We start from the raw sequence: 26,494 nt of genomic DNA on the forward strand, positions 1-26,494 counted from the left end.
CGATGAAGGCCTTCGCCGAACTGCTCGACCGCCTCGTGCTCACCCCGCAGCGCAACGCCAAGATCCGGCTGCTGGCGGATTATTTCCGCACTACATCTGATCCGAGCCGCGGCTATGCGCTCGCCGCGATCGCCGGCACGCTCTCGCTTGCAACCGTCAAGCCGGCGATGATCCGTGACCTTCTGCTCGAACGCATGGACGAGGTGCTGTTCCGCTATTCCTACGATTATGTCGGTGACCTTGCCGAGACCGTGTCGCTGGTCTGGGAGCCGCCTGCAGGCGTGGTGCTCGACGACATTCCGCTCGGCGACGCGATCGAAAAGCTGCAGGCGACCGGCCGCGCCAATGTGCGCAGTGTCGTTCGCGACATGCTCGACCGGCTCGACACATCGGCGCGCTTCGCCTTCCTGAAACTCGTGACCGGCGGCCTGCGCATCGGCGTCTCCGCCAAGCTCGCAAAGCAGGCTCTGGCCGAGATGGGTGGAAAGGACGTCAGCGAAATCGAAACTCTCTGGCACGGGCTCGCTCCGCCCTATCTGCCGCTCTTCCAATGGCTGGCGGGAGAGGCGGAAAGGCCGGTGCTTTCGACGCCCGCCGTCTTCCATTCGGTGATGCTTGCCACTCCTGTCGGCGAAGGCGACCTCGACGGGCTCGACCCGAAGGATTTTGCCGCCGAATGGAAGTGGGACGGCATCCGCGTGCAGCTCGCCAATATCGGTGGGACCACACGGCTCTACTCGCGCAGCGGCGACGAAATCTCCGGTGCCTTCCCTGATGTGCTGGAGGCGGCCGACTTTTCCGGCATCATCGACGGCGAACTGCTGGTCGGAGGCACCGCCCGCACCAACCGTGCCACCCGGACCTTTTCTGACCTGCAGCAACGGCTGAACCGCAAGTCCGTCAGCCGCAAGATGCTGGACGAATACCCCGCCTTCATCCGCGCCTACGACGTGCTCTTTGCGGGCGAAACCGACGTTCGGGCGGAGGGTTTCCTGGCACGACGGGCGATATTGAGCGACCTTGTCGAACGGGCCTCGCCGCAGCATTTCGACCTGTCCCCGCTCGTGCCGTTTTCCTCCTGGGAGGAACTCGACCAGCTCCGATCCGATCCGCCCGATCCCGTCATCGAAGGCATCATGCTGAAGCGGCTGGATTCGCCCTATACCGCCGGCCGCGCCAAGGGTCCCTGGTTCAAATGGAAGCGCGCGCCCTTTAACGTCGATGCGGTGCTGATGTATGCGCAGCGCGGCCACGGCAAGCGCTCCAGCTACTATTCCGATTTCACCTTCGGCGTCTGGACTAAGATCGACGGCACGGAAACGCTGGTGCCGGTGGGCAAGGCCTATTTCGGCTTTACCGATGCCGAACTGGAAATTCTCGACCGCTTCGTCCGGGATAATACCATCGAGCGCTTCGGCCCGGTCCGGGCCGTGCGGGCCGAACCCGATTTCGGCTTCGTCGTCGAGGTCGCCTTCGAGGGGCTGAACCGGTCGACCCGGCACAAGTCGGGCGTTGCCATGCGCTTTCCCCGTATTGCACGGCTGCGTCAGGACAAGCTCCCGCATGAGGCCGACCGGCTGGAGACCTTGCAGGCGATGATCGATGGCAGATCGTGATCGACTGCATAATTCCTTAAATCGGATCCGGTTTAAGGATAAAATTATGTAGCAAATTTAAAGCGTTACAGCGTCCTTCGCGCGTCTTATTTGACGCACGGCGCTGTAAAGCGCGGAACCGGCGCGATCGATCGGCGTTTGAGCTATTCGAACGCACGCAAGGAGATGCGACATGCCTGCAAAATCCAAGGCACAGCAAAAGGCGGCCGGTGCAGCCCTTGCCGCCAAACGCGGAGACATGAAGAAATCCGAACTCAAGGGCGCGTCACGCGAAATGGAAAAATCCATGACCGAAAGCGAGCTTGAAGAACTTGCGGAAACCAAGCGCAAGAAACTGCCCGAGCGGAAGACGGCAAAATGACCTCCCGGCAAGCATAAAAGCCGGAACTAAAACACAATTGTTAATACCAATTTGGGATCATCCCGGTCGTTTCGTATCATTCGCACACCGCCGGGGTGATCTTGTGCTTGCCAGACATATCTTCCACCTCGGGAAGAAGAAACTTTCCAGAGTTCTGACGCCGAACTACCTTCCCGCGATCATCGCCTCTTTCGTTGTTCTCGCGGCCGGCATTCTTGCGGACAATCAGAACCAGGTGGTCTCCGAAGCCCGCATGCGATCTCAAGTCGCCGACGAGCTCAACCCGATCCGCTCCAAACTCGAGGCCAGCATCAACGGCAATATCCAGCTCGTACGGGGCCTGATCGGCACCATCGTGACCGAACCGGGTATGGACCAGGAGCGTTTTGCAGCTCTTTCGCGCAGCATCTTCACAGAGCGCTCGCAGCTGCGCAGCATCGCCGCGGCGCCGAACCTCATCGTGCGCATGGCCTATCCCTTGCAGGGCAATGAAAGGGCGATCGGGCTCGATTACCGCAAGAACGATGCCCAGCGCGCCGCCGTCATGAAGGTAAGGGACACCGGCAAGATGGTTCTCGCCGGCCCGGTGGATCTCGTGCAGGGCGGGCGCGGACTGATTGGCCGCTTCCCGGTATCGATCGATGCCGGCGGAGGCAGCAATCGCTTCTGGGGCATCGTCTCTGCCGTCATCGATGTCGATCGTCTCTACAATGACAGCGGTCTCCTCTCTTCCAAGCTGGGCATTGATATCGCGATGACCGGCCGCGACGGGACGGGCAGCAGTGGAACGGCCTTCTTCGGCGACCCCAAGGTTTTTGGTCAGGCGCCGGTTGATATGACCGTCCTGCTTCCCGGCGGCTCCTGGCACATCGCCGCCGTTCCCAAAGGCGGCTGGCCGCACACGCCCCGCAATGCCTGGTTCATCCGCGCGCTGATCGTTGCCGGCGGCCTGATGATCATCCTGCCGATGCTGCTGACGGGCCGGCTGATGAGCGAGCGGCAGAACAATATTCGCGCCCTCAGGCACAGCAAGGCGCAATTGCAGGAACTGTCGCACCGCCTGAAGATCGCGCTCGACAGCTCGCAGATCGGCATCTGGGAACTCGACATCGCCAGCGGCAAGCTGCTCTGGGACGAGCGGATGAAGGAGCTCTACGGAAAGACCGGATCGGTGCGCAAGGCCTATGACGACTGGAAGACGACCTTGCATCCCGACGACATTGACCGCGCGGAAGAGGAGTTCGCCGAAGCCCTTGCGGCGGGCAGCGCCTACAATTCCGAGTTTCGAATCCGGCTACCGGATGACACCATCCGGCATATCCGCGCCATCGGCTCGACCTATGACGGCGCCGATGGGCGCAAGAAGATCGTCGGCGTCAACTGGGACGTGACCGCCGACATCAAGACCCGCGCAACCCTGTCGGAAGCCAAGCGCCAGGCCGAGGCGCACAGCGCCGAACTGGAGGCCGCGCGCTACCGCATGGAGTTCAATGCCCTGCACGATCCGCTGACCGGCCTGCCGAACCGGCGCTTCCTCGACCAGGTACTCGCAGACAGAAGCCATCACTTCGAAGCGGAGGCAAGGCTCAGCATCTTTCATATGGATCTCGATCGCTTCAAACAGATCAACGACACGCTGGGGCATGCGGCCGGTGACGAAATCCTGCGGCATGCAGCCGAACTGCTGCGCACCAACGCCAAGGAGAAGGACTTTGTCGCTCGCATCGGCGGCGACGAATTCGTCCTCGTCCGCCCGGAGGACAGCGCCGAGCCCGACGCCCGGCTGGCGTCATGCATCATCGAGGCAATGAGCGTTCCGGTTCGCTACAAGGACCAGGAATGCCGCATTGGCGTCAGCATCGGCATCGCGGCGCAGACCAAGCCGACCGACGACCTGGCGCAGATCCTCGTCAATGCCGACATCGCCCTTTACGAGGCCAAGCGCCGCGGCCGCAATCGGCACGAGACCTTCACCGGCGACCTGAAGACTGCCGTGTTCAAGACCAAGCAGACCGCCGACGAGATCCTTCGCGGTCTGGAACACAAGGAATTCATCGCGCATTTCCAGCCGCAGTTCTGCCCGAACACGCTTGAGGTCATCGGCGTCGAGGCGCTTGCACGTTGGGACCACCCGACCAAGGGATTGCTGGGTCCCCACACCTTTCTCAAGACCGCCGAAGACATCAACGTCGTCGCCTCCATCGACCAGGCGATCCTGGAGCAGGCGCTGTTCCAGATCTATCGCTGGGAGGCCAATGGCATCCACATCCCGAAGATCTCGGTCAACCTCTCCTATGCCCGCCTGCACGACGAGGGGCTGATCGGCCGTCTCGAACAGCTGCAGATCCCGCGCGGCCGCCTGTCCTTCGAGTTGCTGGAATCGATCTCCTTCGACGAGAGCGACGTCACGGTGCTGTCCAACATTCGCCGGATCAAGGAACTCGGCATCGATATCGAGATCGACGATTTCGGCACCGGCTATGCCTCCATCCTCAGCCTGCTGAAGCTGACCCCGCGGCGCCTGAAAATCGATCGCCAGCTGATTTTGCCGATCCTGAACTCGCCGGCCGAAAGGCGCCTCGTCGAATCGATCATCGATATCGGCACCTCGCTCGGCATCGAGGTGATCGCCGAGGGCGTCGAAACGCTCGAGCACGCCCGCATTCTGCAGGAGCTCGGCTGCCACGGCCTTCAGGGCTATGCCTTTGCCCGGCCGATGAGCGCCAACGATCTTGCGACCTTTGTTTTCGAGCGTAGGTGGCAGGCCGCCTGACGCCACCTTCGGTCGGCTGCGACAGTTCGGCGCGCGCTCGAGCTGGCCAAAAATGACGCGATCTCACATTTTTCCCGCCATCGAGGCTTGGCAGCCCCCGGGAAAATCGTCATAAAAACATACGGCTGTTACCGCTATGCGGACCATGACGGCGTCGTCTGCGACCGTTGCGTCAGCGATGGTCCTTGAGGGGCTTCGGCACCCAATCTCCAATATGCCCAAGAGAAGGGAACGATACGATCGAATACGCGGGGAAATTGCTTTCTGTCTTCATCCTAGCCCCGTTTGCGGGGAGCCTCATTGCAATCTTCTTTCCGTCCGATCAACGCGGCGCAACGGCCTGGTTCGCAGGCGCGATCGCGCTGCTCTGCTTCCTCGTTGCGGTTTGCCTCTACCCCTTCGTCACCTCCGGCGGCGTTCTTCGCTATGAACTTGCCTGGATGCCCGAGCTCGGCCTCAACTTCACCTTGAGAATGGACGGCTTTGCCTGGTTGTTCACGGTGCTGGTGACCGCAATCGGCGTGCTCGTCGTGCTCTACGCCCGCTACTACATGGCGGCAGAGGATCCGGTACCGCGCTTCTTTGCCCTGTTTCTCGCCTTCATGGGGTCGATGCTGGGCGTCGTTCTCTCCGGCAATCTGATCCTGCTTGCGGTCTTCTGGGAGCTGACGAGCATCGTCTCCTTCCTGCTGATCGGCTATTGGCACCACAATGCCCACGCCCGCGACGGTGCGCGCATGGCGCTGACGATGACCGGCATGGGCGGGCTCTGCATGCTTGTCGGGCTTTTGATCATGGGCCGCGTCGTCGGCAGCTACGACCTCGACGTCGTGCTTGCCTCCGGCGATACGATCCGCAACCACCCACTCTATGTCACGATGCTGGTCCTGATCCTGCTCGGGGCCTTGACCAAGAGCGCGCAGTTCCCGTTCCATTTCTGGCTGCCGCACGCGATGGCAGCACCAACCCCCGTCTCCGCCTATCTGCATTCGGCGACGATGGTGAAGGCAGGCGTGTTCCTGCTCGTCCGGTTCTGGCCTGTGATGGCCGGCACCGAGGCCTGGTTCTGGATCGTCGGGCTCGCCGGCCTGACGACACTACTGCTCGGCGCTTACTTCGCCATCTTCCAGCAGGATCTGAAGGGGCTTCTGGCCTATTCGACCATCAGCCACCTGGGCCTGATCACGGTGCTGCTCAGCCTCGGAAGTCCGCTCGCGGCGGTCGCCGCCGTCTTCCACATCGTCAATCACGCGACCTTCAAGGCATCACTGTTCATGGCGGCCGGCATCATCGACCATGAGACCGGAACGCGCGACATGCGCAAGCTCGGCGGGCTCATACGCTACATGCCGGGAACCGCAATGCTCGCCATGGTCGCCAGCGCCGCGATGGCCGGCGTGCCGCTGTTGAACGGTTTCATCTCCAAGGAAATGTTCTTCGCCGAAGCGATCGAGACGCACCAGGCCAATTTGCTCGATACGATGACGCCCTATGTCGCCACGCTCGCCGGCATGTTCGCGGTGACCTATTCGCTGCGCTTCATCCACAGCGTCTTCTTCGGCCCGACGCCGAGCGATCTGCCCAAGATCCCGCATGAGCCGCCGCGCTGGATGCGGGCGCCGATCGAGTTCCTGGTGCTGGCCTGCCTCGTCGTCGGCATTATCCCGGCCATCACCATCGGCCCGTTCCTGCACACAGCCGTCGTGTCTATCCTCGGTGCCAGCACCCCGCAGTACAACCTTTCGGTCTGGCACGGCTGGAACCTGCCGCTGATAATGAGCTTCGTGGCGCTTCTCGGTGGCATCGGCCTCTATTTCCTGATGGGGAACTATCTGGCGACCAGCACCGAAGGGCCGCCGGTCTTCCGCCTGCTGCACGGCCAGCGCATCTTCGAGCGGGTACTGGTGACCCTGTCGTGGAAGTGGGCGCGCTGGCTCGAACAGAGGCTCGGCACGCGCCGACTGCAGCCGCAGATGCGGTTCCTGGTCTTCGTCGCGATCGTCGCCGGCGCCCTGCCGCTGCTGCTCAATCATTTCGAACTGCCGCCGCTTCTGGTGCGCGGCATCGATCCGGCCTTCGCCCTGCTCTGGGCGATCGGCATCGCCTGCGCGGTTGGGGCCGCCTACCAGGCAAAGTTCCACCGGCTGGCGGCACTCGTGCTTCTCGGCGGCGCCGGTCTCGTCACCTGCATCACCTTCGTCTGGCTGTCGGCCCCCGATCTTGCGGTTACCCAGCTCCTCGTCGAGATCGTCACGACTGTGCTGATCCTGCTCGGCCTGCGCTGGCTGCCCAAGCGCATCGAGGACACGCAGGAATCAGAATTGCTGTCGCTGCGCGTCCGTCTGCGGCGCCTGCGCGACTTTCTGCTGGCCATTGTCGCAGGCGGCGGCGTGGCGCTGATCGCCTACACCGTGATGACCCGCCCAATGCCCGAAACCATCGCCAGCTATTTCCTCGAGCGTGCCCACAAGGAAGGCGGCGGCACCAATGTCGTCAACGTCATCCTCGTCGACTTCCGCGGCTTCGACACGCTCGGCGAAATCGCCGTGCTGGCGATCGTGGCCCTGACCGTCTTTGCACTGTTGCTGCGCTTCCGTCCTCAGGCAGACAGCCTTGAGGCGCCGGTACAGCAGCAGGTCCAAAATGCCTTCGACGACGATCATCCCGATCGCGCAAAGGGCGACAGCGTCGCCGAATATCTGTTCGTTCCATCTGTCATCATGCGCTGGATGTTCCCGGTCAGCGGCATGCTGGCCGCCTATCTCTTCCTGCGCGGCCACGACCTGCCGGGCGGCGGCTTTGCGGCCGGCATCGCCATGTCGATCGGCTTCATCCTGCAATACATGTCGGGCGGCACCCGCTGGGTCGAGGAGCGGCTGCGCATCCACCCGCTGCGCTGGATGAGCATCGGCATCATCGTCGCGGCGGCAACCGGCATCGGTTCGTGGCTGTTCGGCTATCCGTTCCTGACCTCGCACGCGCAATATGTCACCCTGCCGATCGTCGGCAAATTCCCGCTGGCAAGCGCAATCCTCTTCGACCTCGGCGTCTTCTCGCTGGTGGTCGGGGCAACCGTGCTCATCCTGATCGCGCTTGCGCACCAGTCGATCCGCGCTCCGCGTGCCCATGCCCGTGCCGTCCTTCGCGCCGGAAAGGAGGCGAAGTAATGGAGATCATCCTGTCTGCCGCCATCGGCGTCCTCACCGCCTCGGGCGTCTATCTCCTGCTCCGCCCACGCACCTACCAGGTGATCATCGGCCTGTCGCTGCTCTCCTATGCCGTCAATCTCTTCATCTTCAGCATGGGTCGGCTGCGCGTGAATGCGCCCCCCATTCTCGAGCCCGGCGGCGTCGGCGATCTCTCGCGCTACACCGATCCTGTGCCGCAGGCGCTGGTGCTGACCGCGATCGTCATCGGCTTTGCCATGACGGCGCTCTTCCTCGTCGTACTGCTCGCCTCGCGCGGCTTCACCGGCACCGACCATGTCGATGGAAGGGAGCAGCGCAGTGACTGATTGGCTGCACCACCTGATGATCCTGCCGATCCTCTTGCCGCTGATGGTCGGCGCGGCGATGATCCCGATCGACGAGCGCAACCGCATGGCCAAGGGCGTGATGGGCTTCGTCTCGACGCTCGCCCTCTTCGTGCTCTCGATGGTGCTGATGCGCGCTAGCGCCTCGACGGAAGGCTTTCTTGCGGGCACAAGCGTCTACCAGCTCGGCAACTGGCCGGCGCCGTTCGGCATCGTACTGGTGCTCGACCGGCTCTCCGCGCTGATGCTCTGCCTGACGAGCGGCCTGGCGCTCGCCGCCCAGGTCTATTCGATCGCCCGCTGGCACACCGCCGGCCATCACTTCCACTCGCTGTTCCAGCTGCTGATCGCCGGGCTCAACGGTGCCTTCCTGACGGGGGATCTGTTCAATCTCTTCGTCTTCTTCGAAATCATGCTCGCGGCCTCCTACGGCCTGCTGCTGCACGGCTCGGGCCCGCTGCGCGTCAAGGCCGGCCTGCATTATGTCGCGATCAACCTTGCCGCCTCGTCGCTGTTCCTGATCGGTGTCAGCCTGATCTATGGCGCGACCGGCACGCTCAACATGGCCGACCTCGCGGTCAAGCTTGCGACCATCTCGCCAGAGAACCGCCAGATGGTCGAAGTTGGCGCCGGCGTGCTCGGCGTCGCCTTTCTGGTCAAGGCCGGCATGTGGCCGTTGAGCTTCTGGTTGCCCACCGCCTATTCGGCGGCAACGCCACCGGTTGCGGCCGTCTTTGCGGTGCTGACCAAAGTCGGCATCTACGTCATCCTGCGGCTGTCGCTGCTCGTCTTTGGCGCCAATGCCGGGGTGTCCGCCGGCTTCGGCCAGACTCTGCTGGTGGTCGGCGGCATGCTGACCATCGCCTTCGGCGCCATCGGCGTACTCGCCTCGCAGGCGATGGCCCGGCTTGCCGCCTATTCGGTGCTCGTCTCTTCGGGCACGCTGATGGCGGCGATCGGCCTCGGGCATTCCAGCATGATTGCCGGTGCACTGTTCTACCTCGTCAGTTCGACGCTGACGATCTCGGCCTTCTTCCTGTTGATCGAACTGGTGGAGCGCGGCCGCGATGCCGGCGCCGACGTTCTGGCGGTGACGATGGAAGCCTATGGCGATGCCGACGAGGACGAGGAAGTCGATGAAGCGGGTGCCGCCATTCCCGGCACCATGGCCGTGCTCGGCCTCTGCTTCTGCCTCTGCGCGCTGCTGCTCGCCGGCCTGCCGCCGCTCTCGGGTTTCGTCGCCAAATTCGCGATCCTGAGCGGCCTCTTCGGCCTTTCCGGCCCCGAGGCCGCGCCGGCGATTTCTGCCGCCGACTGGACTTACGTCACATTGCTGATCCTGTCCGGCCTCTCCGCCATGATCGCCATGAACCGCGTCGGCATCCGCACCTTCTGGGCCTCGATCGAAAACACCGTGCCGCGCGTCTTCGTCATCGAGATTGCCCCCGTCGTCGTGCTGCTCGGCGCCTGCATCTTCCTGAGCCTGCAGGCCGGGCCGACGATGCACTACATGCAGGCAACGGCCGATTCCCTGCTCGACCCGTCGGGCTACACCCAGCGCGTCCTCAGGGCGCCACGTGCGGGAGGGCAGTAACCGATGCGCACCTGGTTCCCCTACCCGCTGCTGTCTGTCGGCCTGCTCATCATCTGGCTGCTTCTCAACCAGTCGGTCGCCCCCGGCACGATCGTCATGGGCACGATATTGAGCGTCGCGCTCGGCTGGGTGACGCTGAAGCTCAATCCCGCCCACTCGCATCCGCGCCGGATCCTGCGCACGCTGCGCTTCGGCGCCAGCGTCGTCGTCGACGTCATCCGCTCCAACATTGCCGTCATGCTAGTGATCCTGCGCGCCGGACGGCGGGCGCCGAACTCGGGCTTCCTGACGGTCGACCTCGATCTCGAAGACGAAAACGCGCTTGCTCTGCTCGCCTGCATCATGACGGCGACGCCGGGCACCGCGTGGCTCGAATACGACCGCCGCCGGAAGTCGCTGCTCTTCCACGTGCTCGACATGGAAAACGAGGAGATCTGGCTGCAGACGGTGAAGCGCTATGAGGCAGGTTTGAAGGAGATGTTCGGATGACTGAGCTTGCAATCATCTGGTCGATCCTGATCGCGCAGATCATGATCGGGCTTGCCATGGCCTTCGCGCTCTACCGCATGGTCAAGGGACCGCGGGCGCAGGATCGCATCCTCGGCCTCGATACGCTCTACATCAACGCCATGCTGATGCTGCTATCCTTCGGCATCCGCACCGCCAACAGCCTTTATTTCGAATCGGCGCTGATCGTCGCGCTGATCGGCTTCGTCTCGTCGATCGCCTTCGGCAAGTTCCTGATGCGCGGGGAGTTGATCGAATGAGCCATCTGACCGACCTTCCGACCTGGGCCGCCATTGTCGTCTGCGGGCTCGTTCTTCTCGGCGCGGCGATTGCGCTGATCGGCTCGCTCGGCCTGCTGAGGTTGCCGGATTTCTACACCCGCCTGCATGCGCCGACCCTTGCCACCAGCGGCGGCGTCATCCTCATCTGCACCGCCTCGATCATCTGTTTTGCCGTGCTGCAGAGCCGCTGGGTGTTCCACGAAGTGCTGATCATCGTCTTCGTCATCATGACCACGCCGGTGACGCTGATGCTGCTCGGCCAGGCAGCACTTTATCGCGACCGCGTCGAGCAACGCCGCGGCGTTCCGTTGAAACAGAAGCCGCTGCCCGAAGAGAGCGCAGAGTAGGCCTACTCGCGCCCGCGGAAGCGGCGCTGATAGGCGGGATCGTAGAGCGAGCTTTCGCGGAAATCCGACGCTTCCAGTCCCAGACCGACGAAGATCAGCGCGGTGCGCTCGATCGGCTCCTCGGCCACCTTGGCGGCGATGGTGCCAAGCGTGCCACGCACCACCCGTTCATCCGGCCACGACGCCTTGACGACGATCGCCACCGGGCATTCGGCGCCATAGAGCGGTGTCAGTTCCGCAACGACCTGGTCGAGCGCATGGATGGCGAGATGGATGGCAAGGGTCGAGCCGGTGGCGCCGAAGCCGGCAAGCGTCTCGGTGTTGGGCATCGGCGAGGCACGACCGGAAACCCGCGTCAGCACCAGGCTCTGGGCGACCGCCGGAATGGTCAGCTCGCGACCGAGCGTCGCGGCCGCGGCGGCAAAGGCCGGCACGCCGGGGGTCATGGTATAGCCGATGCCGTGCTTTTCCAGCCGGCGGATCTGCTCGGCAACCGCGCTCCAGACCGAGAGGTCCCCGGAATGAAGCCGGGCGACATCCTCGCCGACTTCCGCCGCGCGCACATATTCCGCCTCGATCTCGTCGAGCGACATCGGCGCGGTATCGACGATGCGGGCGCCGGGCGGACAATATTGCAGCAGTTCCGGCGAGACGATCGAGCCGGCATAAAGGCAGACCGGGCAGCGCCCGATCAGATCGCGGCCGCGAACCGTGATCAGGTCCGCCGCTCCCGGACCGGCGCCGATGAAGTGTACCGTCATGTGTCTCTCCGAATGTTTTGGAGCGTCCCCTTTGCACACAGCATCGTGGATCCACGCCATCTCATAATTGCGCAAGTCGGACGTAAAACGCTCCGCCCTTTTGCGCGAATGTTCTTTCGCGTGCCGTTGTCGCAAAACCGCGGTACACTTTTGCGCGACATGCTCTAGGCCTTGGTCCAGGACCATTGCGTCACCGGCATCGCCGGGCGCCATCCCGTCATGCCGCCGACCGGCGAGGCGCGGGCGATGTCGATGCGGATCAGCGATCCGCCGAGCCGCGCGTGGCGTTGAAGCAGCACCGCTTCCATTTCCGTCGTAACCGCGTTGGCGACAAGCCGGCCGCCGCTGCCAAGCGCCGCAACGGCTGCGTCCATGACGCCAGGCTCGCTGCCGCCACCGCCGATAAAGATTGCATCGGGACGCGACAGGCCTGAGAGAGCCGCCGGCGCCTTGCCTTCGACGACGGTAAGGCCGGGCACGCCGAATGCCTCGGCATTGCGGCCGACACGCGCCGCGCGCTCCGGCGAGGCCTCGATGGCGATCGCCCGCATGGCCGGATCGGCCAGCATCCATTCGATGCCGATCGAGCCGGAACCGGCGCCGATATCCCAGAGCAGCTCGCCCTTGCGCGGCGCCAGCGCCGAAAGGGTCAGCGCCCGCACCTCCCGCTTGGTGATCTGGCCGTCATGTTCGAACAGCGTGTCGTCGCGCCCGGCCGAAAGCGGCAGCACCCGTCCGCCCTGATCAGCGGCCACCTCGATGGCGCAGACGTTGAGCGGATGGACCAGACCCAGCATGAAGCGCGAGGCAATCTGCGTCGTCACGCGTTCGCCGGCGCCGCCAAGGGCCTCCAGAACCGTAAGCCTGGACTGACCGAAACCGCTTGTTGCGAGCAGCTCGGCGAGCGCCTTCGGTCCCGCCCCATCCGAGGTCAGAGCGAGCACCCTGTTGCCGGGCTGCAGGTGTGGCCGCACTAGATCGATCGGCCGGCCGTGCAGCGAAACGAGCGTTGCCTCCTGCAGTGCCCAGCCGAGACGTGAGGCGGCAAGGCTGAAGGAGGACGGTGCCGGAAGCGTGCGGATCTCAGGCGCGGCGACGCGGCGCGCAAGCGTGGCGCCGACGCCGAAGAAGAAGGGATCACCTGAGGCGAGCACGACCACCGGGCTGCCGCGACGCGCAACGATCTCCTCGACCGAGCGGCCGAACGGGCTTTGCCAGACGCGGCCCTCGCCCTTTATCAGCGAGTGCGTCAGCTCCATGTGGCGGGCACCGCCATAGACGACCGGCGCAGCGGCAATCAGCCGCTTGGCCTCGTCGCCGAGACCGGCTACACCATCCTCGCCTATGCCGATGATGGTCAACCAGGGGGAGACGATGGCCGGATCGCTGTTCGACACCTCAGCCATGGAAAAACCTCGCATTCTCATTCTTGGCGGGACGACCGAGGCCCGCGAACTGGCATCCCGCCTTGCCGGTGACATGCGTTACAACACCATGATCTCGCTTGCCGGCCGTACGGCCGATCCGCGCCCGCAGCCAGTCAAGACCCGCATCGGCGGTTTTGGCGGCGCCGAGGGGCTCGCAGCCTTCCTCAACGCCGAACAGATCGCGCTGGTCGTCGACGCGACACACCCCTTCGCCGCCCGGATTTCCCAAAACGCCGCCGCGGCGGTAAAGGCTGCGCGGGTGCGCCTGCTCGCCCTGCAGCGCCCGCAGTGGCAAGCGGAAGCCGGCGACAACTGGACCGGCGTCGGCACCGTTGCGGAGGCGGTCGTGGCCCTTGGCGACGCCCCGCGCCGTGTCTTTCTCGCCATCGGCCGGCAGGAGGCCTTTCATTTCGAGACTGCGCCGCAGCACAGCTACGTCATCCGCAGCGTCGACCCGGTGACCCCGCCCCTGAAACTGCCGGACGCGACGGCGATCCTTGCCACCGGCCCATTTGCCGAAACGGACGAGATCGATCTGCTTAGGGCTCATCGCATCGACGTCATCGTCGCCAAGAACAGTGGCGGAGCCGCAACTTATGGAAAGATCGCGGCTGCGCGCAGGCTGGGGATCGCGGTGATCATGGTCGAGCGCCGCAAGCCCACCGACGTGCTGTCGGTGAGCGACTGCGATGCCGCGCTCGAACGCATCGATCAATGGCTGTCTCCCGCATAGAAACGCGGCGTATAGACCAGATCCGGCTTGCCTTCGCGCGCAACGATGCGCGTTTCCGACGAACCGATGATGACGCATGTCGCCATGTCGGCGCGGCTGGCGTCGGCCTCGCCGAGCGGCATGACGGCGATGCGCTCATCCGGCCGGCCGGCGGCGCGACCGAAGATCACCGGCACTGTTGCCGGCAGCACGCCGCGCAGGATTTCGAAGGCCTCGCCGAGCTGCCAGGGCCGTGCCTTGCTGATCGGATTGTAGAGCGCGATCACCAGCCCGGCTTCCGCCGTGAGCTTCAGCCGCTTGGTGATGACCTCCCAGGGCTTCAGGTTGTCGGACAGCGAGATGGCGCAGAAATCATGGCCAAGCGGCGCGCCGATGCGCGCGGCAACCGCCAGCATCGCGGTGACGCCGGGCGTCACCACGAGATCGACGGACTTCCATTCCGCCGGTCCCTTGTCAATCGCTTCGCAGACAGCAGCCGCCATGGCAAAGACGCCGGGGTCGCCGCCCGATACCATGCAGACCTTGGCGCCGGCAGCAGCGCGCGTCAGTGCCGCCTGTGCGCGATCAAGCTCCTCGCGATTGTCCGACGCGATGCGCATCTGGTCGGGCCTGAGGTTGAGGCGATCGAGATAGGGGATGTAGCCGAAGAATTCCTGCGCGTTTGAGACCGCCTGCGCCGTCTCCGGCGTCATCTGCTCGGCATTGCCGGGGCCCGTGCCGACGACATAGAGCGTGCCGGTCATGGCCTGTCCTTCCACCCGGGAACGAGCACGAGCGAGAAGTATGGCGCCTCGTCATCGGGCTTTTCGGCAAGTGCCGTCATCGCCGCGTTCTTCATCGTGCCACGCTCGACATAGACGGCCTGGTCGAGCCGGCCGGAGGCGGCAAGCGCCCGGCGGATTTTCGGCAGGTTGCGCCCGACCTTCATGATGACGGCGGCCTCGGTATCGGCAAGGCGTCGTCCAAGCTCACCTTCCGCCATCGTGCCCGGCAGGACCGACAGGACGTCGTCGCCCTGGACCAGCGGCAAGCCGGCAAGCGACCAGCAGCCGGACATGGCGGTGATACCGGGGATGACTTCGACCGGGAAGCGCCCGGCAAGCCGCACATGCAGATGCATGTAGGAACCATAGAACAGCGGATCGCCCTCGCTCAGCACCGCAACGGTCCGCCCGACCTCGAGATGCCTGGCGACTGCGTCAGCAGAAGCGTTGTAGAAATCGGTGATCTGGCTCTTGTAGGCGCCGTCGTCCTTGTCGATCTCGGTGGTCACGGGATAGTAGAGCGGCAATTCGATGAGACCGGGCTTCAACAGCCCCTCGACAACAGCGCGGCCATTGCCGCTGCGGCCTGCCTTGGCGAAATAGGCAAGCACATCCGCCTCGCCCAGCGCCTTGACGGCCTTGACCGTCAGCAGCTCCGGATCGCCGGGGCCTGTGCCGACGCCGATCAACCGGCCCATGCCTGCCCCGCTCACAGGCCCGGCCTCGCTAGCGAATTGAGTGCTGCAGCCGTCATGGCGCTGCCGCCGAGGCGACCGCGCACGATGGCGAAGGGCACGCCATAGGAATTCTCGGCAAGCGCATCCTTCGATTCCGCAGCACCTACGAAACCGACCGGCATGCCGATGATCGCAGCCGGCTTCGGCGCGCCATCGCGCAGCATTTCGAGCAGATAGAAGAGCGCCGTCGGCGCGTTGCCGATCGCGACGACCGCACCAGCCATGTGCTCACCCCAGAGCTTCAGTGCCGCAGCCGACCGGGTATTGCCGATCTCGGCTGCCAGTTCCGCGGTGCGCGGATCGCGAAGCGTACAGATCACCTCGTTGCCTGCAGGCAGGCGCGCCCGCGTTACGCCCCGCGCCACCATCTCGGCGTCGCAGAGGATCGGCGCGCCGTTCTTCAGGGCGCCGCGGGCAGCGGTGACGAAATCGGGAGAGAACACGAATTGCTTCGACGCCTCGACGAGGCCGCAGGCATGAACCATGCGCACCGCGAGATCGGCTTCCTCCTCGGAGAAGGCGGAAAGGTCGGCTTCTGCCCGAATGATGGCGAAGGAACGCTCATAGATGGCGTTGCCATCCCGGATGTAATCATACTCAGGCATTTCTATCCCTGTTCGAACGCAGCCGAGACGCGCGCGGCACCCAGCCGTGTAAGACAGGACCGCGCCGATTCGCCAGCGTCTTTGTTTTCCCGCACCAGGCCAGCCAGCCGTTCCAGCGCGGATTTCATTCCATTTTCATCGGTGTAGGCATTCGCGCCATCCTTCGCCGCCCCATTTACGACAAGCGCATATCCTGATGGCGCACCCACCAGCGTCAACGCCGACGCCTTCGGACGGGCGCAGCCCTTGACGCAACCGGAGAGGTGCACCGTCAGCGAGCCGTCGAGCAGATCCGGCGCCGTTTCCACCCATAGCCGCGCCATCGCCTTGGTGTCCATCCATGCGGAAGCGCAGCCGGTGCTGCCGGCGCAGGTGGCAATGTGGTTTCGCGGGTCATCCGCTGCAATACGAAAGCCCTGCGCCAGCGCCAGCCGCTGGACGATTTCGGCCGCTTCCGGCTCCAGACCCAGCATGAAGAAACTGTGGCCGGGCGCAAGCCGGATTTCTCGCGCCCCAAGCTCCGCGGCTTGCCGCAGAAGGGCGATGAGGCTGATAGCGTCGATTTGGGCGAAGGCGAGCCCAAGGCCAAGGACAGCACCAGTCGAGCCGAGATCGTGGATACCGACGACCGGAGACACCGACATCGGAGCCGGAACGATCTCGACAAAGTCGGCGCCCACCGGACAGAGCATCTGCACCGCATCGATCTCGAGATCCCGGCCACGCGCAGCCGGCCCGATGTCGGTCAGCGCTGCAAGAATCCGGATAACGATCGGCACGACCGCCTCGGTTCGAAGCGCGCAAATGGGCTTCGCCGTTGCAGCGGTTCCCGCAAGCGATAGGTTCCACCAGACGTCCCCGCCGCGCCCGACAGCCTGCAGACGGAGATCGGCAACCGTATCGCCGAGGTGGAACCGGCCGCCGCCATCGACGATGATGGCGAGCTTCGGCGCCAGCCGCAGTGCAGCGCCTCGTGCGGCGATCTCTTTGCGCAGCACGGCAGCGAGGATCCGTGGGTCGATGATCTCTTCCGGATCGATGCCGGCAAGCGGTGGCGTCTCGATGGCAACTCCATCGGGGACCACGATCGCCGCTTCGCCGATCGCTTGGGCAAGGCCGGGAACGGTCGATGCCGTCAGCCTGCGGACCTGCAGATTGCCGCGCGCGGTAATTTCCAGGATGCCATTGCCGAACTGCCGGGCGGCCTCAGCGACATCAGAGAACTGGGAAAGCGTCAGGCTGCCGTCGAGCGGCCGCAGCCGCACCAGCAGGCCATCGCCGGTCGGCATCGGTGCTGCAAGCGACGGGCACGCACCCCGGCGCATAGAGGCGGCGGCATCCATTGTTTGCGATGTCGGCACGGCGCAACTGCTCATAGTCTTGTCTCGGTCGCTCCCAGCGGTCGCCCTCTCGTTGGGCTTTTTTTTTCACCAGACGCTATAGCACAGCCACCGACGTTGAGAGAGATCAAAGACGACGGGAAAAGCCTGGAGAAAGCAGGCACAACAGCGGCTATTCCTCGAAATCGGCACCCTTGCGCAAGAGGTAGATATCCATGATCCACCCCATGCGCTGGCGTTCCCTTGCGCGGGTCGCCAGGATCTCGTCCTTGACGTCGGCCAAGCGGCCGGAGATGACGATTTCGTCTGGCGTTCCGAGATAGGCGCCCCAGTAGATCTCGGCGTCCGGATCGTCGATCCGCTGGAATGCCTGCTCGCCATCGAGCATGACGACCGACGTCTGGCTGCGCTTCGGAAAACTTTCGGACAGGCGGCGCCCGGTGGTGATCTCGACCGGTTTGCCGACAAGGTTCAGCGGAATGCGGTGGCTGGCGCAAAGCGCCTGCAGGCTGGTGATGCCGGGAAGAACGTCATAGTCGAACGCGACCTTGCCACGCGCCTTCACCCGTTCGACGATGCGGATGGTGCTGTCATAGAGCATTGGGTCGCCCCAGACGAGAAAGGCGCCGGTTCCGTCTTCGGTCAGTTCGCCATCGATCAGGCGCTCGTAGATTTCGGCGATGCGGGCATGCCAGTCGTCGACGCTGCCATCATAGCTGACGCCCTCGGTGCGGCGGACCGGCACAGCGAATTCGACCGTGCGGCTGTCGGCGCGCGTGACGTAGCGCGCGCAGATCTCGCGGCGCACCTCCGCAAGCTCGGTCTTTTTCTCACCCTTGGTCGGGATGAACAGCACGTCGGCGCGGTTGAGCGCATTGATCGCCTGTACAGTCATATGCTCGGGGTTGCCGGAGCCGATGCCGATGATCAGAAGTTTTCGCACGCGGTCCTCGCCTTTGTTATCTGCAGCAGATCAAAGTGTTGCAGTGTCTTTGGCGGATTGCCGATTGAGACACAAGACCCGCCCGCGACACGCTCCCAGCCGTCGGCGTCATTGCTTGGCGCACGCGCTTAAGGTGCCTCCGGATTTTCCGGCAGCGTCCAGTCGATCGGCTCAAAGCCTTTCGAGGCGAGGAAGGCATTGGCCTGGGAAAAGTGCCGGCAACCGAGAAAGCCGGAATGCGCCGAGAGCGGCGAGGGATGCGGCGCCCGCAAAACGAGATGGCGCGAGCGGTCGACGAAGGCGGCTTTCTTCTGCGCGTAGGAACCCCACAGCAGAAACACCACCGGGTGATCGGCCTCGTTGACGGCGCGGATGATCGCGTCGGTGAAGCGCTCCCAGCCCCGCCCTTGATGTGAAGCCGCCTGCCCGCGCTCGACTGTCAGCACGCTGTTGAGCAGCAACACGCCTTGTTTCGCCCAACTTTCGAGAAAGCCGTGACGAGCCGGTGGAATACCGAGGTCGGCGTTCAGTTCCTTGTAGATGTTGACGAGCGAAGGTGGCGTTCTGACGCCCGGACGCACGCTGAAGCAGAGCCCGTGCGCCTGGCCGTCACCGTGGTACGGGTCTTGCCCCAGGATGACGACGCGCACCTTGTCGAGCGGCGTCAGATCGAGCGCCCGAAAATATTCAGGTCCCCGCGGAAAGATCTGCCGTCCTTCGCTGCGCGCGCCGACCAGGAACTGCTTGAGTTCGCCCATATACGCGCTGGAAAATTCGGGCTCCAACGCCGCCTTCCAGCTTTCTTCGAGCTTCACTGCCGTTTCCATCACGCCTCCGGTCCGTTTCATCCGCTTGCCGCCCCGGAATTTAGAGCGATCACCCGCAGCCGCAAGCGCTAACCGCGCGACGAGCCGCTTGTTTCACGGCTTTTACTAGCGCTTTCGAGCAGCATTGTATTTCAATGGATACAACGCTAATCAGGATGAGATATCGTTATATCCTGAAAAATATCACGAACTTGATGGAGGCAAGACTGATGATGCAACGCAGACAATGGCTGAAGGGGCTGGTGCTCGCCCTTGGCGTCGCCTGGGCCGGCGCGACCTTCGCGCCAAGCGCCGCCATGGCCGAGGACAAGGTAACCGTTTTTGCTGCCGCGAGCCTGAAGAACGCGCTCGATGCGATCAATGCCGAATGGCAGAAAGAAAGCGGCAAGGAAACGACCGTCTCCTATGCGGCCAGCTCCGCGCTCGCCAAGCAGGTGGAACAGGGCGCACCGGCTGACGTCTTCATCTCCGCCGACCTCGCCTGGATGGACTATCTGGCCGAGAAGAAGCTGATCAAGGACGACACCCGTGCCAACCTGCTCGGCAACAGCATCGTTCTCATCTCGGGCAAGACAGACGCGCAGCCGGTCGACATCAAGCAGGGCTTCGATCTGGCAACGCTACTCGGTGACGGTCGCCTGGCGATGGGTGCAGTCGATTCCGTGCCGGCCGGCAAATACGGCAAGGCAGCGCTTGAAAAGCTCGGCGTCTGGTCGAGCGTCGAACAGAAGGTTGCGGGCGCCGAGAGCGTGCGCGCCGCACTGCTGCTCGTTTCGCGCGGGGAAGCGCCCTATGGCATTGTCTACCAGACCGACGCTGCAGCCGATCCGGGCGTCAAGATCGTCGGAACCTTCCCCGAGGACAGCCATCCGCCGATCATCTATCCGATCGCAGTCACCACGGACAGCAAGAACGCCGACGCGACCGCCTATGTCGACTTCATCAAGTCCGACAAGGCAGCGCCGCTCTTCGAAAAGCAGGGCTTTACTATCCTGAAATAGCGCGTGCGGCGCCTGTCCAGAAACGGGCGAAGCATCTATCTTTCTCCAGCGCCGCGCGGACATCGCGCGGCGCTGGGCATTTCGACCGGGAGTGGGATGACTTTGGATTGGTTGGAGTTGAGCGAGGCGGAATGGACGGCGATCCTGCTGAGCCTGCGCGTGGCGACGGTTGCGATGGTCTGCAGCCTGCCGTTTGCGCTTGGGGTCGCCATGCTGCTTGCCCGCGGACGCTTCTGGGGCAAGACGGCGCTAAACGGCCTCGTTCACATGCCCCTGATCCTGCCCCCCGTCGTCACCGGCTTCCTGCTGCTGCTGCTGTTCGGCCGTCGCGGACCGATCGGCGCCTTTCTCGCCGAGAATTTCGGCCTCGTCTTTTCCTTCCGCTGGACCGGCGCGGCACTCGCCTGCGCCGTCATGGCCTTCCCCTTGATGGTTCGCAGTATCCGGCTGTCGATCGAGGCGGTCGACCGCAAGCTCGAGGATGCCGCAACCACGCTCGGCGCCGGGCCGGTCTGGGTGTTCTTCACCATCACGCTGCCCTTGATCCTGCCAGGCATCATCGCCGGCATGATCCTCGCTTTCGCCAAGGCGATGGGCGAATTCGGCGCGACCATCACCTTCGTCTCCAACATCCCCGGCGAAACGCAGACGCTGTCGTCTGCGATCTACACCTTCACCCAGGTGCCGGGCGGCGATGCCGGCGCCATGCGCCTGACGATCATCTCGGTGATCATCTCCATGGCGGCGCTGATGCTCTCGGAGCTGCTGGCAAACGCCGCCGCCAAGCGAACGGTTGCCGCATGAGCCTTCTCGTTGAAGCCCGCCATCGGCTCGGGGATTTCTCCGTCGACGCCACCTTCACCTCCGACGGCGGCGTCACCGCGCTGTTCGGCCGCTCGGGCTCGGGCAAGACCTCGCTGATCAACATCATCGCCGGACTGATGAAGCCGGAAAGCGGCCGCGTGGTGCTGGACGGCGACATCATCGCCGACAGCGAACGACGGATCTTCACGCCGGTGCATCGCCGCCGCTTCGGCTATGTCTTCCAGGAAGCTCGGCTGTTCCCGCACTTAAGCGTCGGCAGCAACCTTGCCTATGGCCGCTGGTTTGCCGGCAGGTCAGGAAAGGCGGCCGACATGGCGCGTGTCGTCGACATGCTCGGCATCGGCCATCTGCTCGAGCGCAACCCCTCGGCGCTCTCGGGCGGCGAGCGGCAGCGCGTCGCCATCGGCCGCGCTTTGCTTGCCGCCCCCCGCCTGCTGCTCATGGACGAGCCGCTTGCCGCGCTCGACGATGCGCGTAAGGCCGAGATCCTGCCTTATCTCGAGCGATTGCGCGACGATGCGGGCGTGCCGATCGTCTATGTCAGCCACTCCGTGAGTGAGGTCGCGCGCCTGGCGCAACGGGTCGTCGTGCTGGAGAACGGCCGCGTAAAGGCATCGGGCGCCGCCGCCGAAGTGTTGAGCGCGCCGGCGGCGGCACTGGCAACCGGCCGGCGCGAAGCGGGCGTGTTGCTCGAAGGCGTGGTCGAGATGCACGACGCCACCCACGATCTGACAACCGTCCGGGTCGGCGACCGGCTGATCCGGGTGCAAAGGATCGACGTGGCGCCGGGGCACGCGCTGCGCCTGCATATTGCCGCACGCGACGTCATGCTGGCGACGGTTCGTCCTGAAGGCATCAGCGCTCTAAACGTGCTGGAGGGAACGATCGTCGACCTGACAGTGGGCGAAAACGGCAGTGTCGATGTGCGGGTGGACTGCGGAAGCGCGACGATCGCCGCCCGCATCACCACCTTTTCACGCGATGCGCTCCAGCTTTATCAGGGCAAGCCGGTCCACGCGATCATCAAGTCCGTGGCGATCGATCACTGACAGGCGCACTCGCCTGCTCCCGATCGCGGACTGCCTCCAGCCAGGCGAGATCATCGGCGATGGCGGCCTTCGCCTTCGCCTCCATTTCGCGATAACGGCGGATCAGCGTTTCGCCGAACGGTGTCAGCATCGCACCACCACCCTGTTTGCCGCCACGCTGGCTTTCGACCGACGGTTCCCGGAACATCCGGTTCAGCGCATCGACCAAAAGCCACGCCCGGCGGTAGGACATGTCCATAGCGCGGCCGGCAGCCGAGATCGATCCGGTCTCGCGGATGAGTTCCAAAAGCATGATCTTGCCGCGCCCAAGTCGGTCCCCTGGCGGAAAGTCGATGCGCAGAATAGGGCGAAGGTCGTCGGGTCGGTCACTCATGCGCGAAACATAGAAGTTTGCGCGCCAAATCGAAAGTCGGTCTGAAGCCAGGCCCGGCCGATTTCACATCGGCCGAACCGGGCAAAACATCAAGGGTGCAGAAAGGCTAGAATCCGGGCCTTGATCTGGCGATGCCGGCATGTACCGATGGCGCGTCCGCAAAACCCCGCCTGAAAGCTTGCCCTCATGCCCGGTCCCCCTCTCGATGCCGTCGAAACCGATCAGATCCAACCGGCGAAAGCCGATGTCGTCATCGTCGGTGGCGGCATCATCGGTGCCAGCACCGCACTGTTTCTCGCCGAACGCGGCATCGATGTTGTGCTCTGCGAAAAGGGTGTGCCCGGAGCGGAACAGTCGAGCCGCAACTGGGGTTGGGTGCGCGTCATGGGCCGTGACGAACGGGAGATACCGCTGGCGATCGAAGCGCTGAAGATCTGGGATACGCTCGATGCCCGCGTTGCAGGCGAAACCGGCTTTCGCCGCAGCGGCATCCTCTACATCTCCGAAAACGATGCCGATATCGCCAACCGCGATGCGTGGCTTGCCATGGCAAGACCCTATGGCGTCGACAGCCGGCAGATCGGGGCCGAAGAAACACAAGACCTGATGCCGGGCGCAGGCATCCGCTACTGGGGCGCGCTGCACACGCCGAGCGACGGCAGGGCCGAACCGCAAAAGGCGGTACCGGCAATCGTTGCCGGAGCCAGGCGCGCCGGCGCCCGCGTTCTGTCCGGCTGTGCCGTCCGCGGTGTCGAGAGGACGGCCGGCCGGATCAGTGCCGTCGTCACCGAGAAGGGCCGGATCGAAACCGCGACCGTGGTCGTGGCCGGGGGCGCCTGGTCACGCCTCTTCCTCAAGGGGCTCGGCATCCGGCTGCCGCAACTGAAAGTGCGCAACACAGTGCTCCGGACCAGTGCGGTATCGGGCGGCCCCGAGGGCGCGGGCGCGACGGGCAGCTACGCCTATCGCAAACGCCTCGACGGCGGCTACACGATTGCCGACGGTGGCGCCAATCTGCACCCCGTTGTGCCTGATAGTGTCGCCTTTTTCCGCGATTTCCAACCGGCGCGGAAGGCCGAGGGCGATTCCGTCCAGGTCGGCCTCAGTGCCCAGAGCTGGCGCGAACTCTTCGAGATCGGTTCCGTTCCACTCAACCGCCCAGGCGCCTTCGAGCGGCACCGGGTGCTGGATCCGCAACCCGATCAGCATTCCGCGCTGCGCGCATTCGATGAAGCAAAAAAGGCATTGCCGTCCCTCCGCGACGCTCGCGTACAGCAGGTCTGGGCCGGCCTGATCGACGTCACGCCCGACGCCGTGCCGGTGATTTCTACGGTCGAAAGCCTGCCCGGCCTGGTCGTCGCCGCAGGATTTTCCGGCCATGGCTTCGGCATCGGCCCAGGGGCCGGACATCTGGTCGCCGACCTCGTTACCGGTCAAAAACCGATCGTCGACCCCACACCTTTTCGCCTCTCACGTTTCTCCGACGGCACCCCGATCACCATCGCTCCGCCGGTTTGATCATCCGAACGGCAAGTGGTCGCGCAAGAAAATTACGCGTGAGCCGGACCTGGAATCGCAGCCGCATCTGCCGCTGGCATGGCGATGGCAGGAATCTGTCTTTCTTCTGCTGCAAGCAGCCCGGGCGGCCGAAAGGCCTTCATAAGCCCCTGAACTCATGGCAGTCTGTGTGCATTCCCGTCGGGAGAACGGGCTGAGGAGGAAGGCGTGACGATCTGGGGCGGAGGAGCCCGCAGGTGGTCCCGCCCACTTTTGCCATGCGGCGACATCCCGTTTTCCCCGATGCTGACTGGTGCGCGTCGCGCACTCCGGAGGGAGGCCGGAAACCGCATGAGCGATCCCGATCGACTTAGCCTGCATGTCCCCGAACCGGCCGTCCGGCCGGGTGGCGAGCCGGACTTTTCCAACGTCAAGATTCCGAAGGCGGGCTCCGTTCCGAGGCCGGAAATCGATGTCGCCCCGGAAGAGATCCGCGACCTCGCCTATTCGATCATCCGCGTACTCAACCGCGACGGTGAGGCGGTCGGCCCCTGGGCCGGGCTGTTGTCGGACGACGAACTCTTGGCCGGCCTCAAGCACATGATGACGCTGCGCGCCTTCGATGCGCGCATGGTCATGGCGCAGCGGCAGGGCAAGACCTCGTTCTACATGCAGCATCTGGGCGAAGAGGCGGTCAGCTGCGCCTTCCGCAAGGCGCTGAACAAGGGCGACATGAACTTCCCGACCTATCGCCAGGCGGGCCTATTGATCGCCGACGAATACCCGATGGTCGAGATGATGAACCAGATCTTCTCGAACGAGAGCGATCCGTTGCGCGGCCGCCAGTTGCCGATCATGTATTCCTCCAAGGAACATGGCTTCTTCACCATCTCCGGCAACCTCGCCACGCAATATGTCCAGGCTGTCGGCTGGGCCATGGCCTCGGCGATCAAGAACGACACCAAGATCGCGGCCGCTTGGATCGGCGACGGCTCGACGGCGGAATCCGACTTCCACTCAGCGCTCGTCTTCGCCTCCACCTACAAGGCGCCTGTTATCCTCAACATCGTCAACAATCAGTGGGCGATCTCGACCTTCCAGGGCATCGCCCGCGGCGGCTCCGGCACCTTTGCCGCCCGCGGCCTCGGCTTCGGCATCCCGGCACTGCGCGTCGACGGCAACGACTATCTCGCCGTCTATGCGGTCGCCAAATGGGCGGCGGAGCGCGCCCGGCGCAACCTCGGCCCGACGGTGATCGAATATGTCACCTACCGGGTCGGAGCACATTCCACCTCCGACGATCCGAGCGCCTACCGGCCGAAGACGGAATCGGAAGCCTGGCCACTCGGCGACCCGGTCCTCCGGCTGAAAAAGCACCTGATCCTGCGTGGCGCCTGGTCGGAAGAGCGCCACACCCAGGCGGAAGCCGAGATCGTCGACGCGGTGATCCAGGCGCAAAAGCAGGCAGAAGGCCACGGCACCTTGCATGCCGGCGGCAAGCCATCGGTGCGCGACATCTTCGAAGGCGTCTACGCCGAGATGCCGCCACATATTCGCCGCCAGCGCCAGAAGGCAGGATACTGATATGGCCAGAATGACAATGATCGAGGCCGTGCGCAGCGCCATGGACGTCTCCATGGGGCGCGATGACAATGTCGTCGTCTTCGGCGAGGACGTCGGTTACTTCGGCGGCGTCTTCCGCTGCACGCAAGGGCTTCAGGCGAAATATGGCAAGACCCGCTGCTTCGACGCGCCGATCAGCGAAAGCGGCATCGTCGGCACGGCAATCGGCATGGCGGCCTACGGGCTGAAACCCTGCGTCGAGATCCAGTTTGCCGACTACATGTACCCCGCCTACGACCAGATCACCCAGGAAGCAGCCCGCATCCGCTATCGCTCCAACGGCGACTTCACCTGCCCGATCGTGCTGCGCATGCCGACCGGCGGCGGCATCTTCGGCGGCCAGACGCACAGCCAGAGCCCGGAAGCGCTGTTCACCCATGTCTGCGGCCTCAAGGTCGTGGTGCCGTCCAATCCCTATGACGCCAAGGGCCTGCTGATCGCCTCGATCGAAGACCCCGATCCGGTGATGTTCCTGGAGCCGAAGCGGCTCTATAACGGTCCCTTCGACGGCCATCACGACCGGCCCGTCATCCCCTGGTCGAAACACGATCTCGGCGAGGTGCCGGAGGGGCATTACACGATCCCGATCGGCAAGGCGGAAGTGCGTCGCAAGGGCTCGGCCGTCACCGTCGTCGCCTATGGCACCATGGTGCATGTGGCGCTGGCAGCAGTGGAAGAAACCGGCATCGACGCCGAGGTGATCGACCTGCGCAGCCTGCTGCCGCTCGATCTCGACGCCATCGTCCAGTCGGTCGAAAAGACCGGCCGCTGCGTCGTCGTGCATGAGGCGACGCTGACATCGGGCTTCGGCGGCGAAATCGCCTCCCTCGTCCAGGAGTATTGCTTCTACCATCTGGAAGCCCCCGTCGTGCGCGTCGCCGGCTGGGACACACCCTACCCGCATGCCCAGGAGTGGGACTATTTCCCCGGCCCGGCGCGCGTCGGACGCGCGCTCGTCGAAGTGATGGAGGCCTGAGC

The 26,494-nt window shown here is 64.3% G+C and carries 25 protein-coding genes; 16 read left to right on the forward strand and 9 right to left on the reverse strand.

Annotated features, from left to right (window positions below; all coding sequences use genetic code 11):
- Window positions 1-2 precede the first annotated feature (2 nt).
- From IB264_RS30635 to mnhG, 9 genes are all read left to right on the forward strand, one after another.
- Window positions 3-1,616, forward strand: a complete 1,614-nt coding sequence (locus IB264_RS30635) for a cisplatin damage response ATP-dependent DNA ligase (protein ID WP_025424923.1) — start codon at window positions 3-5, stop codon at window positions 1,614-1,616.
- A gap of 172 nt (window positions 1,617-1,788) precedes the next feature.
- Window positions 1,789-1,977, forward strand: a complete 189-nt coding sequence (locus IB264_RS30640; protein WP_025424924.1) for a DUF3008 family protein — start codon at window positions 1,789-1,791, stop codon at window positions 1,975-1,977.
- 118 nt (window positions 1,978-2,095) lie between these two features.
- Entirely contained in the window at window positions 2,096-4,750 is a 2,655-nt protein-coding gene (locus IB264_RS30645) for an EAL domain-containing protein (RefSeq protein ID WP_038576513.1), read from the forward strand.
- Between the two features lie 257 nt (window positions 4,751-5,007).
- The gene (locus tag IB264_RS30650; RefSeq protein ID WP_025424926.1) at window positions 5,008-7,917 is read left to right on the forward strand and encodes a monovalent cation/H+ antiporter subunit A; all 2,910 of its coding nucleotides are present in this window, start codon (window positions 5,008-5,010) and stop codon (window positions 7,915-7,917) included.
- Window positions 7,917-8,264 carry a Na+/H+ antiporter subunit C gene (locus tag IB264_RS30655; protein ID WP_025428214.1) on the forward strand — a complete coding sequence of 116 codons (348 nt, stop codon included), beginning with the start codon at window positions 7,917-7,919 and terminating at the stop codon, window positions 8,262-8,264. Before IB264_RS30650 ends, IB264_RS30655 begins: the two co-directional genes overlap by 1 nt.
- Window positions 8,233-9,876, forward strand: coding sequence for a monovalent cation/H+ antiporter subunit D (locus IB264_RS30660; protein ID WP_025424927.1), 1,644 nt, complete (start codon window positions 8,233-8,235; stop codon window positions 9,874-9,876). The genes IB264_RS30655 and IB264_RS30660 overlap by 32 nt, the downstream gene beginning before the upstream one ends.
- Before the next feature lie 3 nt (window positions 9,877-9,879).
- Entirely contained in the window at window positions 9,880-10,365 is a 486-nt protein-coding gene (locus IB264_RS30665) for a Na+/H+ antiporter subunit E (protein ID WP_025424928.1), read from the forward strand.
- Window positions 10,362-10,643 carry a K+/H+ antiporter subunit F gene (locus IB264_RS30670; RefSeq protein ID WP_025424929.1) on the forward strand — a complete coding sequence of 94 codons (282 nt, stop codon included), beginning with the start codon at window positions 10,362-10,364 and terminating at the stop codon, window positions 10,641-10,643. The genes IB264_RS30665 and IB264_RS30670 overlap by 4 nt, the downstream gene beginning before the upstream one ends.
- A complete protein-coding gene (mnhG, locus tag IB264_RS30675) occupies window positions 10,640-11,011 on the forward strand; it encodes a monovalent cation/H(+) antiporter subunit G (RefSeq protein WP_025424930.1) in 372 nt (123 codons plus the stop codon). The genes IB264_RS30670 and mnhG overlap by 4 nt, the downstream gene beginning before the upstream one ends.
- A 2-nt stretch (window positions 11,012-11,013) precedes the next feature.
- On the opposite strand, the gene cobM is transcribed toward mnhG, so the two are convergent.
- Window positions 11,014-11,772 (reverse strand): precorrin-4 C(11)-methyltransferase, encoded by a 759-nt coding sequence (cobM, locus tag IB264_RS30680; RefSeq protein WP_025424931.1) that lies wholly within the window; start codon window positions 11,770-11,772, stop codon window positions 11,014-11,016.
- A 164-nt stretch (window positions 11,773-11,936) separates the two neighbouring features.
- On the reverse strand, window positions 11,937-13,178 hold the full coding sequence (cbiE, locus tag IB264_RS30685; protein ID WP_107028392.1) for a precorrin-6y C5,15-methyltransferase (decarboxylating) subunit CbiE: 1,242 nt from the start codon (window positions 13,176-13,178) through the stop codon (window positions 11,937-11,939).
- Between cbiE and IB264_RS30690 the strand changes: the two genes are divergently transcribed.
- Window positions 13,147-13,932 carry a cobalt-precorrin-6A reductase gene (locus IB264_RS30690; protein ID WP_038576517.1) on the forward strand — a complete coding sequence of 262 codons (786 nt, stop codon included), beginning with the start codon at window positions 13,147-13,149 and terminating at the stop codon, window positions 13,930-13,932. The genes cbiE and IB264_RS30690 overlap by 32 nt on opposite strands.
- Here IB264_RS30690 and IB264_RS30695 read toward each other — a convergent pair.
- The 6 genes from IB264_RS30695 to ung all read right to left on the reverse strand — a co-directional run bounded on the left by IB264_RS30695 (window position 13,911) and on the right by ung (window position 19,148).
- The gene (locus tag IB264_RS30695; RefSeq protein WP_025424933.1) at window positions 13,911-14,675 is read right to left on the reverse strand and encodes a precorrin-3B C(17)-methyltransferase; all 765 of its coding nucleotides are present in this window, start codon (window positions 14,673-14,675) and stop codon (window positions 13,911-13,913) included. The genes IB264_RS30690 and IB264_RS30695 overlap by 22 nt on opposite strands.
- A complete protein-coding gene (locus IB264_RS30700; protein WP_025424934.1) occupies window positions 14,672-15,409 on the reverse strand; it encodes a precorrin-2 C(20)-methyltransferase in 738 nt (245 codons plus the stop codon). The genes IB264_RS30695 and IB264_RS30700 overlap by 4 nt, the downstream gene beginning before the upstream one ends.
- Complete coding sequence (locus tag IB264_RS30705; protein WP_025424935.1) at window positions 15,406-16,038, reverse strand: precorrin-8X methylmutase; 633 nt, start codon at window positions 16,036-16,038, stop codon at window positions 15,406-15,408. Before IB264_RS30705 ends, IB264_RS30700 begins: the two co-directional genes overlap by 4 nt.
- Before the next feature lie 2 nt (window positions 16,039-16,040).
- Complete coding sequence (gene cobG, locus IB264_RS30710; RefSeq protein WP_025424936.1) at window positions 16,041-17,414, reverse strand: precorrin-3B synthase; 1,374 nt, start codon at window positions 17,412-17,414, stop codon at window positions 16,041-16,043.
- Window positions 17,415-17,550: 136 nt separating this feature from the next.
- Window positions 17,551-18,321, reverse strand: a complete 771-nt coding sequence (gene cobF / locus IB264_RS30715; protein WP_025424937.1) for a precorrin-6A synthase (deacetylating) — start codon at window positions 18,319-18,321, stop codon at window positions 17,551-17,553.
- A gap of 128 nt (window positions 18,322-18,449) precedes the next feature.
- The gene (ung, locus tag IB264_RS30720; protein WP_025424938.1) at window positions 18,450-19,148 is read right to left on the reverse strand and encodes a uracil-DNA glycosylase; all 699 of its coding nucleotides are present in this window, start codon (window positions 19,146-19,148) and stop codon (window positions 18,450-18,452) included.
- A 209-nt stretch (window positions 19,149-19,357) separates the two neighbouring features.
- On the opposite strand from ung, the gene modA reads away from it, so the two are divergent.
- From modA to modC, 3 genes are all read left to right on the forward strand, one after another.
- Window positions 19,358-20,149 carry a molybdate ABC transporter substrate-binding protein gene (gene modA, locus IB264_RS30725; RefSeq protein ID WP_025424939.1) on the forward strand — a complete coding sequence of 264 codons (792 nt, stop codon included), beginning with the start codon at window positions 19,358-19,360 and terminating at the stop codon, window positions 20,147-20,149.
- A gap of 102 nt (window positions 20,150-20,251) precedes the next feature.
- Window positions 20,252-20,953 carry a molybdate ABC transporter permease subunit gene (modB, locus tag IB264_RS30730; protein ID WP_025424940.1) on the forward strand — a complete coding sequence of 234 codons (702 nt, stop codon included), beginning with the start codon at window positions 20,252-20,254 and terminating at the stop codon, window positions 20,951-20,953.
- Window positions 20,950-22,023, forward strand: coding sequence for a molybdenum ABC transporter ATP-binding protein (gene modC, locus IB264_RS30735; protein WP_025424941.1), 1,074 nt, complete (start codon window positions 20,950-20,952; stop codon window positions 22,021-22,023). Before modB ends, modC begins: the two co-directional genes overlap by 4 nt.
- Here modC and IB264_RS30740 read toward each other — a convergent pair.
- A complete protein-coding gene (locus tag IB264_RS30740) occupies window positions 21,998-22,396 on the reverse strand; it encodes a winged helix-turn-helix domain-containing protein (protein WP_025424942.1) in 399 nt (132 codons plus the stop codon). The two genes, modC and IB264_RS30740, sit on opposite strands and share 26 nt — an antisense overlap.
- A 186-nt stretch (window positions 22,397-22,582) precedes the next feature.
- Between IB264_RS30740 and IB264_RS30745 the strand changes: the two genes are divergently transcribed.
- The 3 genes from IB264_RS30745 (at window position 22,583) to IB264_RS30755 (ending at window position 26,492) form a co-directional block, all read left to right on the forward strand.
- Window positions 22,583-23,914, forward strand: coding sequence for an FAD-binding oxidoreductase (locus tag IB264_RS30745; RefSeq protein ID WP_025424943.1), 1,332 nt, complete (start codon window positions 22,583-22,585; stop codon window positions 23,912-23,914).
- A 330-nt stretch (window positions 23,915-24,244) separates the two neighbouring features.
- Complete coding sequence (locus IB264_RS30750; RefSeq protein WP_025424944.1) at window positions 24,245-25,477, forward strand: 3-methyl-2-oxobutanoate dehydrogenase (2-methylpropanoyl-transferring) subunit alpha; 1,233 nt, start codon at window positions 24,245-24,247, stop codon at window positions 25,475-25,477.
- A gap of 1 nt (window position 25,478) precedes the next feature.
- On the forward strand, window positions 25,479-26,492 hold the full coding sequence (locus IB264_RS30755; protein WP_025424945.1) for an alpha-ketoacid dehydrogenase subunit beta: 1,014 nt from the start codon (window positions 25,479-25,481) through the stop codon (window positions 26,490-26,492).
- Window positions 26,493-26,494 lie beyond the last annotated feature (2 nt).

This window comes from Ensifer sp. ENS11 (assembly GCF_014851895.1).
Lineage (GTDB): Bacteria > Pseudomonadota > Alphaproteobacteria > Rhizobiales > Rhizobiaceae > Ensifer > Ensifer canadensis.